General features: G+C 68.6%; 17 protein-coding genes. 10 read left to right on the top strand and 7 right to left on the bottom strand.

Annotation, left to right across the window (positions count from 1 at the left end):
- Positions 1–9 precede the first annotated feature (9 nt).
- Positions 10–894 (top strand): bile acid:sodium symporter family protein, encoded by an 885-nt coding sequence (locus ACYVOK_RS03345; RefSeq protein WP_460660720.1) that lies wholly within the window; start codon positions 10–12, stop codon positions 892–894.
- Here ACYVOK_RS03345 and ACYVOK_RS03350 read toward each other — a convergent pair.
- Positions 870–1,715 carry a helix-turn-helix transcriptional regulator gene (locus tag ACYVOK_RS03350; protein WP_460660721.1) on the bottom strand — a complete coding sequence of 282 codons (846 nt, stop codon included), beginning with the start codon at positions 1,713–1,715 and terminating at the stop codon, positions 870–872. The two genes, ACYVOK_RS03345 and ACYVOK_RS03350, sit on opposite strands and share 25 nt — an antisense overlap.
- A gap of 99 nt (positions 1,716–1,814) precedes the next feature.
- On the opposite strand from ACYVOK_RS03350, the gene ACYVOK_RS03355 reads away from it, so the two are divergent.
- Positions 1,815–2,558 (top strand): SDR family oxidoreductase, encoded by a 744-nt coding sequence (locus tag ACYVOK_RS03355; RefSeq protein ID WP_460660722.1) that lies wholly within the window; start codon positions 1,815–1,817, stop codon positions 2,556–2,558.
- On the opposite strand, the gene ACYVOK_RS03360 is transcribed toward ACYVOK_RS03355, so the two are convergent.
- From ACYVOK_RS03360 to ACYVOK_RS03370, 3 genes are all read right to left on the bottom strand, one after another.
- Entirely contained in the window at positions 2,555–2,854 is a 300-nt protein-coding gene (locus ACYVOK_RS03360; protein ID WP_460660723.1) for a thiamine-binding protein, read from the bottom strand. The genes ACYVOK_RS03355 and ACYVOK_RS03360 overlap by 4 nt on opposite strands.
- A complete protein-coding gene (locus tag ACYVOK_RS03365) occupies positions 2,851–4,458 on the bottom strand; it encodes an MDR family MFS transporter (protein ID WP_460660724.1) in 1,608 nt (535 codons plus the stop codon). The genes ACYVOK_RS03360 and ACYVOK_RS03365 overlap by 4 nt, the downstream gene beginning before the upstream one ends.
- Before the next feature lie 84 nt (positions 4,459–4,542).
- On the bottom strand, positions 4,543–5,139 hold the full coding sequence (locus ACYVOK_RS03370; protein ID WP_460660725.1) for an acyl-CoA-like ligand-binding transcription factor: 597 nt from the start codon (positions 5,137–5,139) through the stop codon (positions 4,543–4,545).
- A 152-nt stretch (positions 5,140–5,291) separates the two neighbouring features.
- Between ACYVOK_RS03370 and ACYVOK_RS03375 the strand changes: the two genes are divergently transcribed.
- The 3 genes from ACYVOK_RS03375 to ACYVOK_RS03385 are packed head-to-tail and all read left to right on the top strand — an operon-like array spanning position 5,292 to position 6,944.
- Positions 5,292–5,837 (top strand): hypothetical protein, encoded by a 546-nt coding sequence (locus tag ACYVOK_RS03375; protein ID WP_460660726.1) that lies wholly within the window; start codon positions 5,292–5,294, stop codon positions 5,835–5,837.
- Between the two features lie 43 nt (positions 5,838–5,880).
- Positions 5,881–6,429, top strand: coding sequence for a TetR/AcrR family transcriptional regulator (locus tag ACYVOK_RS03380; RefSeq protein WP_460660727.1), 549 nt, complete (start codon positions 5,881–5,883; stop codon positions 6,427–6,429).
- 8 nt (positions 6,430–6,437) lie between these two features.
- Positions 6,438–6,944, top strand: coding sequence for a DUF2867 domain-containing protein (locus tag ACYVOK_RS03385; RefSeq protein ID WP_460660728.1), 507 nt, complete (start codon positions 6,438–6,440; stop codon positions 6,942–6,944).
- Here the strand turns inward: ACYVOK_RS03385 and ACYVOK_RS03390 are convergent.
- Both ACYVOK_RS03390 and ACYVOK_RS03395 read right to left on the bottom strand, forming a co-directional pair.
- On the bottom strand, positions 6,927–8,771 hold the full coding sequence (locus tag ACYVOK_RS03390; protein ID WP_460660729.1) for an FtsX-like permease family protein: 1,845 nt from the start codon (positions 8,769–8,771) through the stop codon (positions 6,927–6,929). The genes ACYVOK_RS03385 and ACYVOK_RS03390 overlap by 18 nt on opposite strands.
- 102 nt (positions 8,772–8,873) lie before the next feature.
- Positions 8,874–9,410, bottom strand: coding sequence for a TetR/AcrR family transcriptional regulator (locus tag ACYVOK_RS03395; protein WP_460660730.1), 537 nt, complete (start codon positions 9,408–9,410; stop codon positions 8,874–8,876).
- Between the two features lie 109 nt (positions 9,411–9,519).
- On the opposite strand from ACYVOK_RS03395, the gene ACYVOK_RS03400 reads away from it, so the two are divergent.
- On the top strand, positions 9,520–12,039 hold the full coding sequence (locus ACYVOK_RS03400; RefSeq protein WP_460660731.1) for a bifunctional FO biosynthesis protein CofGH: 2,520 nt from the start codon (positions 9,520–9,522) through the stop codon (positions 12,037–12,039).
- 481 nt (positions 12,040–12,520) lie between these two features.
- Here the strand turns inward: ACYVOK_RS03400 and ACYVOK_RS03405 are convergent, their stop codons facing one another.
- Positions 12,521–13,078 carry a CGNR zinc finger domain-containing protein gene (locus tag ACYVOK_RS03405; protein ID WP_460660732.1) on the bottom strand — a complete coding sequence of 186 codons (558 nt, stop codon included), beginning with the start codon at positions 13,076–13,078 and terminating at the stop codon, positions 12,521–12,523.
- 97 nt (positions 13,079–13,175) lie between these two features.
- Between ACYVOK_RS03405 and ACYVOK_RS03410 the strand changes: the two genes are divergently transcribed.
- The 4 genes from ACYVOK_RS03410 to ACYVOK_RS03425 all read left to right on the top strand — a co-directional run bounded on the left by ACYVOK_RS03410 (position 13,176) and on the right by ACYVOK_RS03425 (position 15,963).
- Entirely contained in the window at positions 13,176–13,640 is a 465-nt protein-coding gene (locus ACYVOK_RS03410) for a VOC family protein (RefSeq protein WP_460660733.1), read from the top strand.
- A gap of 69 nt (positions 13,641–13,709) precedes the next feature.
- Positions 13,710–14,621 carry a pyridoxamine 5'-phosphate oxidase family protein gene (locus ACYVOK_RS03415; protein WP_460660734.1) on the top strand — a complete coding sequence of 304 codons (912 nt, stop codon included), beginning with the start codon at positions 13,710–13,712 and terminating at the stop codon, positions 14,619–14,621.
- Complete coding sequence (locus ACYVOK_RS03420) at positions 14,621–14,812, top strand: ferredoxin (RefSeq protein ID WP_460660735.1); 192 nt, start codon at positions 14,621–14,623, stop codon at positions 14,810–14,812. The genes ACYVOK_RS03415 and ACYVOK_RS03420 overlap by 1 nt, the downstream gene beginning before the upstream one ends.
- On the top strand, positions 14,812–15,963 hold the full coding sequence (locus ACYVOK_RS03425; protein ID WP_460660736.1) for an NAD(P)/FAD-dependent oxidoreductase: 1,152 nt from the start codon (positions 14,812–14,814) through the stop codon (positions 15,961–15,963). Before ACYVOK_RS03420 ends, ACYVOK_RS03425 begins: the two co-directional genes overlap by 1 nt.
- The last annotated feature ends 1 nt before the right edge of the window (position 15,964 follow it).

The following is a 15,964-nucleotide window of genomic DNA, read 5'->3' on the forward strand; positions in this document are numbered from 1 at the left end:
ACTCGCTAGGTGGACGACTCAGTGCTCACCTCGGTGCTGCTGCCGATCGCGCTGGCGATCATCATGCTCGGCCTCGGCCTGACCCTGACCGTCGCCGACTTCAGCCGCGTCCTGCGGATGCCGCGCGCCGTCCTGGTCGCACTCGGCGTCCAGGTGATCCTGTTGCCGCTGATCTGCTTCGGCCTGGTGAAGCTGTTCGGGCTGGCTCCCGCACTCGCCGTCGGCATGATGCTGCTGGCCGCCTCCCCCGGTGGTACGACGGCCAACCTGTTCAGCCACCTGGCCGGCGGCGACGTCGCCCTCAACGTCACCCTCACCGCGGTCAACTCGGTCCTCGCCGTGGTCACGCTGCCGATCGTGGTCAACCTGTCCCTCGACCACTTCCTCGGCGACGGCGAGATCGGCCTGCAACCGGCCAAGATGCTGCAGGTGTTCGCGATCGTGCTGATCCCGGTTGCCCTCGGCATGCTGCTGCGGAACAAGCTGCCGGCGTTCGCGGAGCGGATGGCCCGGCCGGTCAAGATCGGCTCGATCCTCGTGCTGGCGCTGGTGATCTTCGCCGCGATCTACAGCGAACGCGACAACGTGCTCGACTACATCGCGGCCGTCGGTGTGGTCGCCGTCCTGCTGAACATCCTCAGCCTCGCGCTCGGGTACGCCGTACCGCGGTTGGCCAAACTGGGTGAGCGGCAGTCGATCGCCTGCTCGATGGAGATCGGCATCCACAACGCGACGCTCGCCCTGACGATCGCGCTCAGCCCGGCACTCCTCGGAAACAGCGAGATGTCTATCCCGGTGGCCGTCTACGGCATCGTCATGTTCTTCCCGACCGCGGCCTTCGCCTTCTACCTCAGCCGCCGTACGACACCTCAGCCCGCCGGATCGAGGGTCTGACTCCCGAGGACCGAGAGCAGTTGCAGCCTCTCTGCGCTTTCGGTGCCCGGGGCCGCGGTGAAGACCACGAGGGTCTGCTGCTGGTCGCGGTTGTCGATGACCTCGCAGTACAGCTCGAGCTCACCGACCACCGGATGCCGGAACCGCTTGGTCCGGCTGTGCGCGATGCCGATCTCGTGCGCGTCCCAGAGCGTGGCGAACTCGGGACTGAGCTTCTGCAGTGCGCGCACGATCGATGCGGCGTACGACTTCGGACCGTCCACGGTGGCGACCGATCGCAGCCACGACACCAGCATCCGGCTGTGCGTCGAGACCTCCGGCTCGCAGTACAACGAGCGTGACGACGGGTCGGCGAACCATCGGTAGATCTCGCTGCGCTCGAAGCCGTCGAAGTTCGTCTGTTCACCGGCGAACGCCACATGGGCCGGCGTCTGCGCGAGCGTCTCGCCGAGCCGGTTGAGCAGCACCGCCGGGGTGTCCTGCAGGCGGTCCAGGATCCGCAGCATGCCGGGGTCGATGTGATCGGCCCGCGTCGTCCGCGGCGGCGTACCGTGGCCGGCCAGGATGAACAGGTGGTCGCGTTCCTCGGACGTCAACCGCAGGGCGCGGGCGATCGCGCCCAGCATCTCCACCGACGGCTGCGGTCCCCGGCCGCCCTCGAGCCGGCTGTAGTAGTCGGCCGACATCGACGCAAGTGCGGCGACCTCCTCGCGCCGGAGGCCGGGTGTACGGCGGCGACGGCCCCGCGGCATACCGACGTCCTCGGGTTGCAGGGCCTCGCGTCGTTTACGTAGAAAATCGGACAGGTCGCCGTACTCCATGTCTCCAGTCTCGCGGGTTCCGCACGGTTAGCCACTGCTTGCCGAGCAGAGGCTCAGGCGGGCCTGGTTACCCCGGCCGTGCGGGCGAAGCCTGGAGACATGAAAACCACAGGCAACACGATCTTCATGACCGGCGGTACGTCGGGTATCGGCCTCGAACTCGCCCGCCGGTTCCGCGACCTCGGCAACACCGTGATCATCAGCGGCCGCCGCACCGACCTGCTGGACCGGATCGCCACCGACGACGGCATCGAGGGCATCGAACTCGACGTCGCCGACCCGGACTCGATCGCGGCCGCCTTCGAGACCGTCACCACCCGGCACCCCCACCTCAACGTGGTCGTCACGATGGCCGGGATCATGCGCGAGGAGGACCTCCGCGATCCCGGCCACCTGGCCGCTTCCGAGCAGATCATCGACATCAACCTGCTCGGCACGATCCGCACGCTGACCGCGTTCACGCCGTACCTGCTGACCAAGCCGGACGCGGTGATCATGACGGTGTCGTCCGGGCTGGCCTTCGTGCCGCTGGTGGCCACGCCGACGTACAACGCCACGAAGGCCGCCGTACACAGCTACACCCAGAGCCTGCGGATCCAGCTCGCCGGCACCGGTGTCCAGGTGATCGAACTCGTCCCGCCCGCGGTCCAGACCGGGCTGCTGAACGGCGTACCCGATCCACGATGGATGCCACTGGACGAGTTCGCCGACGAGGCGGTGAAGCTGCTCCAGGATCACCCCGACGCCGACGAGATCCTGGTGAACCGGGTCCGCTTCCTCCGCGACGCCGAGCGCGAGAACCGCTACGCCGCCACGGTCACCACCCTCAACGCATCACACTAATCGGCCAGCGCCTGCTCAACCCGCTCCACCTTGGCACTGAGCTGCCCGGTATACCCAGGACGAATATCCGCCTTCAACACCAGGCTGACCCGGGGCGACACGGCCGCGACCGCGTCGACGGCCTGCTTGACGACGGCCATCACCTCGTCCCACTCCCCCTCGATGTTGGTGAACATCGCGTTAGTTTCGTTCGGCAGTCCGGAGGCGCGGACCACGCGGACGGCCTCGGCCACCGCCTGGCTCACGCCTCCGGTCTCGTCGCCGCCGGCCGGGCTGATGCTGAATGCAACGATCATGCGTCCAGCTTGCCAGCTGCTTCGGCTTCGGCGGCTTCGGTTGCGCGGCGTTCGGCGGCCGAGGTGGTGAGGAGGGCCTTCTCCTTGATGAAGACGATCGCGACCAGGGCGAGGACGGCGATCGGGACAGAGATCATGAACAGGTCCGCGGTCGCGTTCCCGTACGCCTCCTGGACCGCGACCTTCACCGGCTCCGGCAAGGTGTTGATGTCCGGTACGGCGCCATCGCCGCCGCCGTTGCCGTCCATCCCGAGCGACGCGGCGACCTTGTTCGCCAGCACGACCCCGAGCGCGCTGACGCCGATCGTGCCGCCCATGCTGCGGAAGAAGCTCACCACCGACGTCGCCGCCCCCAGCTCCCGCGCCGGTACGTCGTTCTGCGCGGCGAGCACCAGGTTCTGCATCACCAGACCGACGCCGACACCCAGCACGGCCATGAACACCGAGATCCGGAAGATGCCGGTGTGCGCGTCGATCGTGCCGAGCAGCGCCAACCCGATCGGCAGCAGCACACCACCGGCGACCAGGTAGATCTTCCACTTGCCGTACTTCGTGATCAGTCCACCGGCGATCGTGGACGAGATCAGCATGCCGAAGATCATCGGCAGGCTCATCAGGCCGGCCGAGGTCGGCGAGTGACCCTGGGCGATCTGGAAGTACTGCGACAGGAAGACCGAACCACCGAAAAGCGCCAGGCCGACCAGCATGCTGGCGACCACCGACAGGGCGACGGTGCGGTTGCGGAACAGGTCCAGCGGGATGATCGGCTCCGGGTGGCGCGCCTCGACCAGCACCGCGGCGGCGAGCGCGAGCAGGGCGATGCCGACCAGCACGAAGCTCCAGGTGGACACCCAGTCGAACCTGTTCCCGGCGAACGTCGACCAGACCAGGACGATGCTCACCCCGCTGGTGATGAACAGCGCGCCCCACCAGTCGATCTTCACGTCCCGGCGGATCGTCGGCAGCCGCAGCGTCCGCTGCAGCAGGTAGATGGCGATCAGACAGAACGGGACCCCGACCAGGAAGCAGGCCCGCCAGCCGAGCGGCGAGTCGACCAGGAAGCCGCCGAGCAGCGGTCCGCCGACGGTCGCGGAGGCGAAGATCGCGCCGAAGATGCCGGAGTACCGGCCGAGTTCGCGCGGCGGGATGATCGCCGCCATCACGATCTGCACCAGCGCGGTCAGGCCGCCGGCACCGATCCCCTGCACGACCCGGCTGGCCAGCAGGAGTTCGACGTTCGGGGTGAAGCCGGCCACCAGCGAGCCGATCACGAAGAACGAGAGTGACAGCTGGACCAGCAGCTTGTTGTTGTAGAGGTCGGCGAGCTTGCCCCACAACGGCACGGTGGCCGTCATCGCGAGCAGCTCGACCGTGACGACCCAGGTGTAGACCGACTGGCTGGCCTCCAGGTCCGCGATGATCCGCGGCAGCGCGGTGGACACGACCGTGCCGGCCAGGACGGCGACGAGCATGCCCATCATCAGGCCGGAGATAGCCTGCGTGGTCTGCCGCGGGGTGAGCGTTGTGATGTTCTCGGTGACCTCACCCACGGCGCCGTCGGAGACGTTCTCCGGCGACGGGGAGGGTGACGAGGTCGTTGTCATGAGTGACCTTTCGTTGTCGTGTCGAAGCCGGGGTCGAGGCCCTGTCGGCTGATCCCGCACCGAGTGCCGCGCAGTAGGCGGGGGTCAGGAGACAGGGCCTAAGCCCTCGGCAAGGAGCTGGAAGCCTTCGTGGACCAGCTCGGGGATCGGCCGGTCGGGGGAGTGTTTGTGCAGCTCCATCGCCGTCCGGCAGGCGGCGCCGACGGCACTGACGACGAGGGCCGGCCGGATCGCGCCGGCCGGCTCGCCCAGCCGCTCGGCCAGTGCGGCGGTCAACTGCCGTTCGTCGTCGAAGCTGGACACCATCAGCTGGTAGAGCAGGTTGGGCGACTGCATGATCAGCTCGCCGCGCCGCGACAGCTCGCCCCCGCTCTCGAGATCCAGCAGTACGTCGCGAACGACGTGCCACATCACGGTCAGCGGCGACTCGCCGGGCGGCGCGGTCCGGATCCGGTCCAGGGCGCGCTCGAGGTGCTCGGGGTCGCGCCCGAGGATCGCGTGCTCCTTGTGCGGGAAGTAGTTGAAGAAGGTGCGCACCGAGACGTCGGCGGCCTCGGCGATCTCCTCGACCGTGACGTTGTCGGCGCCCTTCTCCAGTGCGAGCCGGAACGCGGCCTCCGCCAGCGCCGCCCGGGTCTCGCGCTTCTTGCGCTCCCGCAACCCACCCCCTGATTGCCTCACCCGACCAGGGTACGAACAATCTTGCAGTCACTGCAAACTATTAACCCTGAAACTTTGCAGCCACGCAGGAAACTGGCCTAAGGCGCCCCGGGTCGGATAGAATGGAGTGACAAGCCTCCGGTGCGGGTTCCCGCGTTCGGAGGCTTCTGTGTATGCAGACACTTCTCTATCGGGCCGCCATCCACGACCTCCGCGGGACCGAGATCCTGCCACTCAACCTGCTCCGCGAACGGCACCCCGACCTGTACGAACGCGAGGCCGCGAAGTACTCGTACCGGCCGCAGGCGATGGACTATCCGGTCCATCCGCTCGAGTGCCGGTGGAGTGATGTGGTCTTCCTGTCACCGGTCCATCCGGCACCGATTTTCGCCGCGCTCCGCGAGTCCGGCCGCATCGGGCCGTCGACGCCGGCGTACTGGACCCTCGACGCGCACCTGCTCGATCCGGACCGCACCTGCATGCTGCTGAAGCGACACGATCCTCTGTTCCGCCCACAACCGCCCGAGGACTACCTGCCGTACAGCGCGGAGACCGTCGCCACCCTCTCCACGCCGTCAGCCAAGGCACTCGACCGACTGCGCAACCTCAACGCCACCGAGCCCCTGCTCCCCTGGGCGGACATCCCCCACATCCTCCACCGCGGCCCGATCCCTGTAACTCTCTTCCGCGACCCCGACGGCCATCCCATCGCCTCGTGAACTACGGCCAGGACCATACCAAACAGTATGGTATGGTTCTGGCATGGTGACTCGGACGGAATGGCTGGAGGCGGGGCTCGAGCTGCTGGCGGACGAGGGTGCCCCGGCCGTGACGATCGAGCGGCTGACCGGGAAGCTCGGGGTCACCAAAGGGTCGTACTACCACCACTTCAAAGGCGCCGCGGGATTCCGTACGGCGCTCTTGGAGTACTTCGAGGCGCAGTACACCACCCGGCTGATCGACACCGTCGAACGCAACCCCGAGGCGGAACCATGGGCCAAGTTGCAGCACCTGCTGAAGCTGGTGCTGTCCGATCCGGACAGTGCTCGGCTGGAGATCGCGGTACGGGCGTGGGCTCTGCAGGACGCCGAAGTACGGGCGGCGCAGGAGCGGGTCGATCGGGCCCGGACCGCCTATTTGAAGGAACTCTGCCGCGGGTTGAAGACCGACGTGAATCCGGATCGGCTCGCCGAACTGCTCTATCTGATCCTCGTCGGCGCCGAGCAGGTGTTGCCGACTGTGCGGAAAGACGATCTGCGCGAGATCTACGCGATGACGCTGCGCCTCGCGACCGGCGAGACGCTGGACTAGGAGGCCCCATGCCGACCCGGACCGATCTGCCCGAGATCGAGGACCTGCTGCCCGTCGTCGACGTGGTCGATGTGAAGACCATCCGCGGTGCGGTGTCGCTGCGCGAGTTCACCGCGGGCGCGCTGGGTTACTCGCCCTTGTGGATCAAGGCGTTGTTCGCGGTGCGGATGGTGGTGGCTGCGGCCCTCCGGCTGGACACGACCGGCATCCCGGCCTCGCGGCGGCTCCGGCCGGAGACGGTGAGCTTCACGCCGGGAGCTGCGGCGTCGTTTTTCACCGTTGTCCGCGGCTCCGAGGACCACTATCTGCTCTTGAAGGTGGACGACAACCATCTGATCGCGTACCTGGCGATCATCACCGACAACGCGCGGCCGGTCAGCTCCTTCAAGGTCGTCACCCTGGTCCAGTACCTGCGCCCGGCCGGGCGCTTCTACTACAACCTGATCCGCCCGTTCCACCACCTGGTGCTACTCAGCATGACCCGCGCAGGCGCCAGGTCATTCGCGTCCCGCTAGCAGGGTGATTGGTTGCCGCCTCGTGGCTCGGTGCGCGGTGCCGGCGGCCGCGACGCCGACCACGACCATCGCTCCGGCGAAGATCAGGCCCAGCAGACGCCACGGAATCGCCAACGCCGCAATGCCGTAGGGACCGGCGGCGATGCCTGCGAGCGCGGCGCCGGCGACGACAGACCCGAGGAGTACGCCGATGACCACGACGGTGGTGGACTCGACCAGGGCGACCATGACGACCTGGATTCTGGTCAGACCTGCCATCCGGGCCAGCGCGAACTCACGGCGGCGGTCGGCGGTGGACATCACCACCGCGTTCACGACCGCGACCGCGGTGTAGATCCCGGCCAGTCCCATCAGTGCGGCGAAGAGGCCCGAATTGCCGCGCTGCTGGGCTTCCCCCTTCGCCTCTGCCCATTCCTTGACGGTCTGCCCTCGCAGTTCGTGACCTGGTGCCGCCGTGACGAAGGTCTCGGTCCGTCCGCCTGCCGGCAGCAGGGTGCGCGGGATGAAGAAGTTCTCGCTGACGTCGAGTGTCTCCGGCATGATCGCGACCACCGTGACCGGCAGCTTTCTGTTGCCGAGAGCAATGGTCAGGGACTGGCCGAGTGTGTAGCCCTCGGCGGCCATTCCGGGGCCGATGGCAATCGTCCGGCCAGTCAGCCGGTCCAGCGACCCTTTCCTCGGCCGCAGTCTGTGCGTCTGCTGGTACGCCACCGGATCGATCCCGATCGCCTCGGAGTACACGGTCCGTCTCCCGCGCATGACCGCGACAGGTACGGCGGTCTGCGGCGAGGCGACCGTGACACCCGGACCATCCGGCACAACATCGCCGGTCACCACCAGATCGGCGGTGATCAGTCGCTCCTGTTCCACCCCGACCGCCTTGGCCAGCGACCCGAACGTTCCCGCCAACCCGACCACCAGGCCGACCAGCACGATCAATGGCGCCGCGGTTGCTGCGCTTCGCCGTACCGCGTGAAGGACGCCGGCCCGGGCCAGGTCGGCGATCAGGTTGCCGCGGAGCAGCACCGCGGGGAGGCGACCGGCCAGCGGTACGACGATCGGGCTGAGCTGACTCAGCGCGATCGATCCGCTGATCATCACGACGAGCCCGATCATCAGGCCGGCGACGAGGTCGCGGGCAGCCTGGGCGGCAATCACGAGCAACGCCATGCACGATGCGGCGGAAAGGCCCCAGAACCATCGCCACGCGGTCATCACCCGCATCGCCTTGGGAGATTCGGTGAGTGCTTCGAGCGCGCTGACGCGTGACGCACGCCAGGCGGCCGCCAGTACGCCGACCAACGCGGTACTGACGCCGACGATCATTGCCGCCCACATCGCACCGTGGTCCCAGGGAGCCTTGAACCATGGCGGGAGCATGCCGAGCTCGATCAGCAACGCCGACTGCGCCCAAGTGCCGAGCACTCCGATCGGTACGCCGATCGCCGTGCCGAGGACTCCCAGCAGTCCCGCCTCGCACAACAGCATCAGGCAGACATATCCGCGCTGCGCTCCCACCAACCGGAGCAGGGCGAGTTCACGCCGCCGCTGCACAACCGTGAAGCCGAACGTCGTGCTGACGACGAAGACCGTGAGGAACACGGCGAGCATCACCGACATCCCCAGCAGCGTCGCGGCGCCGACGTACCCCTCCCGGACCTTTGCACGCTCGTACGCCGAGAGGCCGGGTGGCGACTCCGGACGATCCGCAGCCGCCAGCACCTGTAGCCCCGACTGCACGAGCCCGACGCCGAGGGCGACGGCAACCACCGCACCCGCGAACAACTGCCACCTGTTGCGCAGCGCACCCAGCGATAACCTCACCATTCGTCCACTCAACCGCGCAGACGACGGAAGCACCCTGGCCCAGGCGCCCAGCTGAGGTAGCCCCTGCGCTACCCGTCCAGCTCACGGCGGCCGCTTGCAGGGCTATCGCATCACCTCGAGGAGGGCGGCGAAGTCTGCTCGGTCGACTTGGCGGGAGCCGATCAGGGCCTGCATCAGCAGACCGTCCAGTGCTGCGACCAACAGGCCCGCCTTGTGCGGGTCGGCCGTGAAGGCTCGGGCGATCTCGGTGAGTGGCTCCAGCCAGGCGCCGGCGACCTCGCGGAGGTCTGGGCGGCGGGCGGCGTACAGGTAGAGCTCGTACAGTGCGAGCGTCCGTCCGCGTCGCCGGACCAGGCTGTGCTCGATCAGCCGCGCCAGCTCGTCCGCCGGCCGGGCACCCAGCTCACTCCCCCGCGCGTGCAGTTCGGCGGCGAGATCCTCGGCCGCCCAGGTCAGCGCCGCGACCAGAAGGTCGTCCAGCGTCGGGAAGTGATACGTGATCGACGCGACGGACACATCCGCCGTCGCGGCCACCGCGCGATGGCTGACACCTGCGACTCCGTCGCGTTCGATTACCGCCAGCGTCGCCCGCAGCAGCTCGCTCCGGCGCTGCTCACCGCGCACCCGACGCCCGTCCACACCCCTCCTGACCTGCACAAACGGCAAACTACCAGGACATCTGTACGGATTGATTTTGGTCTCGCGAATCGCGGGAACGCCCGGTTTCCGGCACTTAGGCTCGGATTCCGTGGCCAACGACATCAGCACCGCGATGCGCCGTGCACTCAAGCGCGCGGACGACGGCAAGACACTCGACCAGGCCGAGGCGGAGGTTCTTCTCACCGCCACCGGCGACGCGCTGACCGCCCTGATGGCGACCGCGGCGCGAGTCCGCGACCAAGGGCTCGCCGACGCCGGCCGGGCGGGGATCATCACCTATTCGAAGAAGGTGTTCATCCCGCTGACCCGGTTGTGCCGCGACCGGTGCCACTACTGCACGTTCGCCACCACACCCGGTCGCGTGCACTCGCCGTACCTCTCGCCGGACGAAGTACTGGAGATCGCGCGGCAGGGCTCGGCGCTCGGCTGCAAGGAGGCGCTCTTCACGCTCGGCGACGCACCCGAGGAGCGGTGGGAGGCCGCGCGGACGTGGCTCGAGGAGGCCGGGTACGACAGCACGCTCGACTACGTGCGGGCGATGGCGATCCGGGTGCTGGAGGAGACCGGACTGCTGCCGCACCTCAACCCGGGCGTGATGACGTGGCAGGACCTGCAACGGCTGAAGCCGGTCGCGCCGAGCATGGGGATGATGCTGGAGACGACGTCGCGCCGGTTGTTCGAGGAGAAGGGCCAGCCGCACTTCGGCTCGCCCGACAAGGACCCGGCGATCCGGCTGCGGGTGCTGGAGGACGCCGGGCGGTCGAACGTACCGTTCACCACCGGTCTGCTGATCGGCATCGGTGAGACGACGGCCGAGCGGGCCGACTCGATCTTCGCGCTGCGCAAGATCGCGCGGCAGTACAACGGGATCCAGGAAGTCATCATCCAGGGCTTCCGGGTGAAGCCGGACACCGCGATGCGCAACGACGACGACGTACCGCTGGAGGAGTGGCTGGCCGCGATCGCGGTCACCCGGATCGTGCTCGGCCCGCGGATGCGCGTCCAGGCGCCGCCGAATCTGGTGGACCTGGCCGAGTGCCGTGCGCTGCTCGACGCCGGTGTCGACGACTTCGGCGGGGTGTCGCCGTTGACGCCGGACCACGTGAACCCGGAGCGCCCGTGGCCGCAGATCGACGATCTGGCCAAGGTGACCGCGGACGCCGGATTCACCTTGCGGGAAAGGCTGACCGCGCATCCGGAGTACCTGCGTGAGCCGTGGCTCGACCCGCGGCTGCTCTCGCACGTCGAGGCGCTGGTCGACCCGGCGACCGGGCTGGCCAACGAGTCCGCACTGCCGGTCGGGTCACCGTGGCAGGAGCCGGACGGCGGGTGGAACGTTTATCAGTCAGGGGCCGGGCGGACCGATCTGAACACCGCGATCGACACCGAGGGACGCCGTACCGAGACCCGGTCCGACTTCGACGCGGCGTACGGCGACTGGGACGTACTGCGCGAGCAGGTGGCGGGACGGTCCGCGCCCGAACGGATCGAAGGTGACGTCAAGGAAGCCCTGGCCGCGGCCGAACGCGATCCCGCCGGACTGTCCGACGCCCAGGCCCTGACGTTGATGACGGCAACGGGTCCGGCGCTGGACGAGCTCGCCCGGATCGCCGATGAGTTGCGTAAGGCAACGGTCGGTGACGACGTGACGTACGTCGTCAACCGCAACATCAACTTCACCAACGTCTGCTACACCGGCTGCCGGTTCTGCGCGTTCGCCCAGCGCCGCACCGACGCGGACGCGTACTCGCTGTCGATGGACGAGGTCGGCCAACGCGCCGAGGAGGCCTGGGTGATCGGCGCCACCGAGGTCTGCATGCAGGGCGGCATCCACCCCGACCTCCCGGGGACGGCGTACGCCGACCTGGTCCGCGCCGTCAAGGACCGCGTCCCGGACATGCACGTGCACGCGTACTCGCCGATGGAGATCGTCAACGGCTCGGTCCGCACCGGCCTGTCGATCGAGGAGTTCCTGCTCTCGGTCAAGGAGGCCGGGCTGGACAGCATCCCCGGCACGGCGGCCGAGATCCTCGACGACGACGTCCGCTGGATCCTCACCAAGGGCAAGTTGCCCACCGCAACGTGGATCGAGGTGATCACGACCGCGCACAAGGTGGGGCTGCCGTCCAGTTCGACGATGATGTACGGGCACGTCGACTCGCCGCAGCACTGGGTCCAGCACCTGCGCACGATCGCCGCCGTCCAGGACGAGACCGGGGGGTTCACCGAGTTCGTGCTGCTGCCGTTCATCCACCAGAACTCGCCGATCTACCTGGCCGGGGTGGCGCGGCCGGGCCCGACGTACGACGAGAACCGCGCGGTGCACGCGATGGCGCGGATCATGCTGCACGGGCGGATCGACAACATCCAGTGCTCGTGGGTGAAACTCGGCGTCGACGGCTGCGTGGCGGTCCTCAACGGCGGGGTCAACGACATCGGCGGAACGCTGATGGAGGAGACCATCAGCCGGATGGCCGGCTCGAAGCACGGCTCGCGCAAGTCGATCGCCGAACTCACCGCGATGGCCACCGCCGCCGGCCGCCCGGCCCGCCAACGCACCACGACGTACGGCGAAGTCCCGTCCCGGCCGACGCTCGAACTCGCCTGAGCCCGGCCGTCGGGAGCCGAGAGCGGCGGGGCCGGGAGATGCCCTCGGTCGGTGTCTGGTCCCCAGCAGCACCAGACACCGACCGGGCAGCGCTTCCTTGTTCACCAAGGAAAACGCCGGCCGCGCCTGATGTCGGTCGCCACCTCACTGGCGACCGCCACCGCTTGTGGCGCGGCCGGCGTCCTGCTGTTGCCCCGAGAGGGCAGTCGGCCCGAAGGAGGGTGGGCCCGGCGCCTCATTCCGTGACCGGCAGGGGAGGTACAGTCCGGTCTCGGACGGGAGTGCGTCGGGAACACCTGGAGCCTGTGCCGGCGACCCGTCCGCCGCCGACAGCAGAACGTTGGCACGCCGCCACAGCCCCGGACCATCCCCCGGATCAAACATTTGCATTGCCTTTGAACAAGGCAACGCTATGTGCACAGATCTTCACTTTCCGTATATCTGTTGCCTTCCGCAACAACAGGTTCGGCCCATCCCCCGGTCAGTCGGCGCCCTTGGACCTGGCGTAGTGGCGCGCCGCTTTGGCGCGATTGCCGCAGCCGGCCATCGAGCACCAGCGGCGGTTGGCCTTGCGGCTGATGTCGTAGAAGTGCAGGACGCAGTCGGGGTGTGCGCAGGCGCGGACGCGGGCCGGATCGCGCTCGAGGAGACGTAGGTAGTCGTCGGCCGCGAGCCAGGGGATCAGGTCCGCCGGGTCATCCACCTCGGGAGCCAGTTCGGGACCGGCCGGACCCAGTCGGCGGGCCAGGCGCCCGCGCGCCAGGAGTTCGTTCAGTTGCGCCTGAGCCTCCTCGTTCACGCGTCCACCGAGCTGCGCCTTCACGACGTCGCGCAGCGTTTCCCGTACCTCGCGCAACTGTCGCCGGGTCACGTCTGTCGCCGAGGCGGCCGCGGCCGGATCGACTGCGGGTTGTCCGGCGAGCCACACCTGCAGGCCGTCGGCGGTGTCGAGCAGGTCGTACTGCTGCCCGCCCTCCACCCAGACGGTGTTGAGCAGGTCCATGCTCAACGGCTCACCGATCAGGGGGCGTGGATCCATGCCATCCATTCTAACCCATGAAGATCACTTGACAGGTTAGAGGTCTTCTATCCAGTATTAGGGCTCTTACTGGTTAGAACTCTGGAGGGACCACCGAATGAGCACCACCGCGGTACCGACTGCCCTGAAGACCGGCCACGTGGGCCTCAACGTCACCGACCTGGACCGGTCGCTGGCCTTCTACCGACGGGTGTTCGGCTTCGAGGTCCAGGCCGAAGGCACCGATGCGGATCGCCGATGGGCGTTCCTCGGCCACGGCGGCAAGATGCTGGTCGCCTTGTGGCAGCAGGCCGGCGACGCGTTCGGCGCCGGTCGCGCCGGGCTGCACCATCTGTCCTTCCAGGTGGACAGCATCGAGGAGGTGGAGGACGTCCAGGCCGTGCTCGGCGAGCTCGGCTCGGAGTTCCTGTACGACGGGGTCGTGCCGCACGGCGAAGGTGTGTCGTCCGGCGGCATCTTCTTCACCGACCCCGACGGGATCCGGCTCGAGGTGTACGCGCCGAGCGGTGCCGACACCGCGCCGGCCCCGTCCGGCACAGCCCCGACCTGCGGCTTCTTCTGAGCCTCGGTCGCGAGCTATCGACGAAGGCCGGCGCCGCCCTCGCGGCGCCGGCCCCGGAGGGAACGAACGATGACCATCCAGTACCACCCTGGTGAGCGGCTGGCCCAGCGGCTGGCCGGGCTCCGGACCGAGGCCGAGCTGGCGCGGCCGGCGATCGGGACCAGCATCCCGGCCGTCGCGGCACGGTTCGTCGGCGAACAGCACCTGCTCGTCCTCGGCGCGGCCGACTCCGACGGGCGAATGTGGGCCTCGCTGCTGGTCGGTGACCCCGGTTTCGCCGCCGCTGTGGACGAGTACACGCTCGATGTCGCGGCTTTACCGGCTGAGGGCGACCCGCTCCGCGCGGCACTGACTGAGATCACCGCGGTCGGAATGATCCTGATCGAGCCCGCCACGCGACGCCGGATGCGGGTGAACGGCGACGCCGTACCGACGCGTGCGGGTGTGCGGATCGCCGTACGTCAGGTGTACGCGAACTGCCCGAAGTACATCCAGCAGCGCAGGATCGAGCGGGTCGAGCCGGTCGCAGTCGAGACCGCCCGGGAGTCGGATGCGCTGGACAGCCGCCAGCGGCAGCTGATCGCGACAGCGGACACGTTCTTCGTCGCCACCAGATCGGCGGCGGGCGAGGCGGACGCCTCACACCGCGGCGGCAACCCGGGATTCGTGCAGGTGCTCGGCGACCGGTCGCTGCGCTGGCCCGACTATGTCGGCAACGCGATGATGATGACGCTCGGCAACCTGCAGCAGGACCCGGCGGCCGGTCTCTTGTTCGTCGACTGGGCCACCGGCACGACGCTGCAGGTGTCCGGTCGCGCCCAGGTCGAGTGGGAGGCGGATCCCAGCCTGCCGGGGGCGCAGCGACAGGTCCGGTTCGACGTCGACCGGGTAGTCCAGCTGGATCACGCCAGCCCGCTGATGTGGAGCGCACCGGCCCCGTCCCGCTTCAACCCACCACTTCCGGAAAGGACCCAGCGCTGATGCGTGTCGAGGTCGACCGTGCCGTCTGCGAGAACCACGGCCAGTGTGTGTTCGCCGCGCCGGAGGTGTTCGCGTTCGATGACGACGAACAGCTGACGTACGTCGCCGAGCCGACGGCAAACCTGACCGCCGATGTCCGGGCGGCCGCGGCGGCCTGCCCGGTCCGGGCGATCGCCCTGATCGAGGCCTGATGCACCGTCACGTCGTGGTCGTCGGCGCGTCGCTGGCCGGGCTTCGAACGGCAGAGGCGCTGCGCCGCCACGGGCATCGAGGTCCGATCACGATCGTCGGCGCCGAAGCACATGCTCCGTACGACCGTCCGCCGTTGTCCAAGGAGCTGCTGTCGGGCCGGCTCGCTCCGGATGGTGTTCGATTGCCACAAGCAACAGGCTTGGACGCCGGCTGGGCGCTCGGCGTACCGGCGGTGGGGCTGCACCCGGACACCAGTGAGCTCGAGCTCGCTGACGGCGGTGTGATGCGGTACGACGGCCTCGTGATCGCGACTGGTGCGCGAGCCGCTCCAGCCCCGCCTGGTTCGCTGACGCTCCGGTCGCTCGACGACGCGATCGCCATCCGCGACCAGCTGCGCCCAGGGCGGCGGGTCGCCGTGCTGGGCGGTGGCTTCCTGGGCAACGAGATTGCCGCCGCCGCCAGGCAGCGCGGCTGTGAGGTCCACCTGGTCATCCGGCAAGCTCTGCCACTGTTGGCGGCCGTCGGCGAACCGGTGGCCGCGTTGATCGCAGAGCTGCACCGCCGCGCCGGCGTCGTCCTGCATCCCGGGCACCAGGCCGCACGCACCGACTGGCCAGCTGATCTCGTGATCTCCGCGACCGGCTCGGTGCCCAACACCGACTGGCTGCGCGGCTCGGGTCTGCTGACGGACCCTGATGGGCTGCGGTGCGACCAGTGGCTGCGCCCGCTCAGAACTGACGGCGACGCCGTCCCAAGAATCGTCGCTGCTGGTGACGTGGTCCGCTGGCCGCACCCGCTGGCTGATGGCGAACACGTCAGTCTGGGCCACTGGAGCAACGCGGTCGACCAGGCGGACACCGCAGCGCGGAATCTGCTGTATCCGGACCGGCCGGTCGCCTTCGAGGCCATCCCGTCGTTCTGGTCCGACTTGTACGGCGTACAGCTTCGCGCCGTCGGGCTGCCCCGGCTCGGTTCACCCACCGTCGAAGAGCACGACCCGGACCGGACGCGGCTGGTCGTCACGTACCACCGCGACGCGCGGCTGGTGGGCGCCGTCACCGTCAACCGCACCAGCCGCCTGGCCCGGTACCGTGCCGAGCTGGCCACTCGGATGCGGCAATCTCAGCGCCTGGCCGACGCGCGGCGCTGAC

This window comes from Kribbella swartbergensis (genome assembly GCF_054784135.1).

Excerpts from the sequence above, each read along its gene's own strand:
- ACYVOK_RS03350 (WP_460660721.1), bottom strand. The coding sequence starts at position 1,715 with ATGGAGTACGGCGACCTGTCCGATTTTCTACGTAAACGACGCGAGGCC.
- ACYVOK_RS03355 (WP_460660722.1), top strand. The coding sequence starts at position 1,815 with ATGAAAACCACAGGCAACACGATCTTCATGACCGGCGGTACGTCGGGT.
- ACYVOK_RS03360 (WP_460660723.1), bottom strand. The coding sequence starts at position 2,854 with ATGATCGTTGCATTCAGCATCAGCCCGGCCGGCGGCGACGAGACCGGA.
- ACYVOK_RS03365 (WP_460660724.1), bottom strand. The coding sequence starts at position 4,458 with ATGACAACGACCTCGTCACCCTCCCCGTCGCCGGAGAACGTCTCCGAC.
- ACYVOK_RS03375 (WP_460660726.1), top strand. The coding sequence starts at position 5,292 with ATGCAGACACTTCTCTATCGGGCCGCCATCCACGACCTCCGCGGGACC.
- ACYVOK_RS03380 (WP_460660727.1), top strand. The coding sequence starts at position 5,881 with ATGGTGACTCGGACGGAATGGCTGGAGGCGGGGCTCGAGCTGCTGGCG.
- ACYVOK_RS03385 (WP_460660728.1), top strand. The coding sequence starts at position 6,438 with ATGCCGACCCGGACCGATCTGCCCGAGATCGAGGACCTGCTGCCCGTC.
- ACYVOK_RS03390 (WP_460660729.1), bottom strand. The coding sequence starts at position 8,771 with ATGGTGAGGTTATCGCTGGGTGCGCTGCGCAACAGGTGGCAGTTGTTC.
- ACYVOK_RS03405 (WP_460660732.1), bottom strand. The coding sequence starts at position 13,078 with ATGGATCCACGCCCCCTGATCGGTGAGCCGTTGAGCATGGACCTGCTC.
- ACYVOK_RS03410 (WP_460660733.1), top strand. The coding sequence starts at position 13,176 with ATGAGCACCACCGCGGTACCGACTGCCCTGAAGACCGGCCACGTGGGC.
- ACYVOK_RS03415 (WP_460660734.1), top strand. The coding sequence starts at position 13,710 with ATGACCATCCAGTACCACCCTGGTGAGCGGCTGGCCCAGCGGCTGGCC.
- ACYVOK_RS03420 (WP_460660735.1), top strand. The coding sequence starts at position 14,621 with ATGCGTGTCGAGGTCGACCGTGCCGTCTGCGAGAACCACGGCCAGTGT.
- ACYVOK_RS03425 (WP_460660736.1), top strand. The coding sequence starts at position 14,812 with ATGCACCGTCACGTCGTGGTCGTCGGCGCGTCGCTGGCCGGGCTTCGA.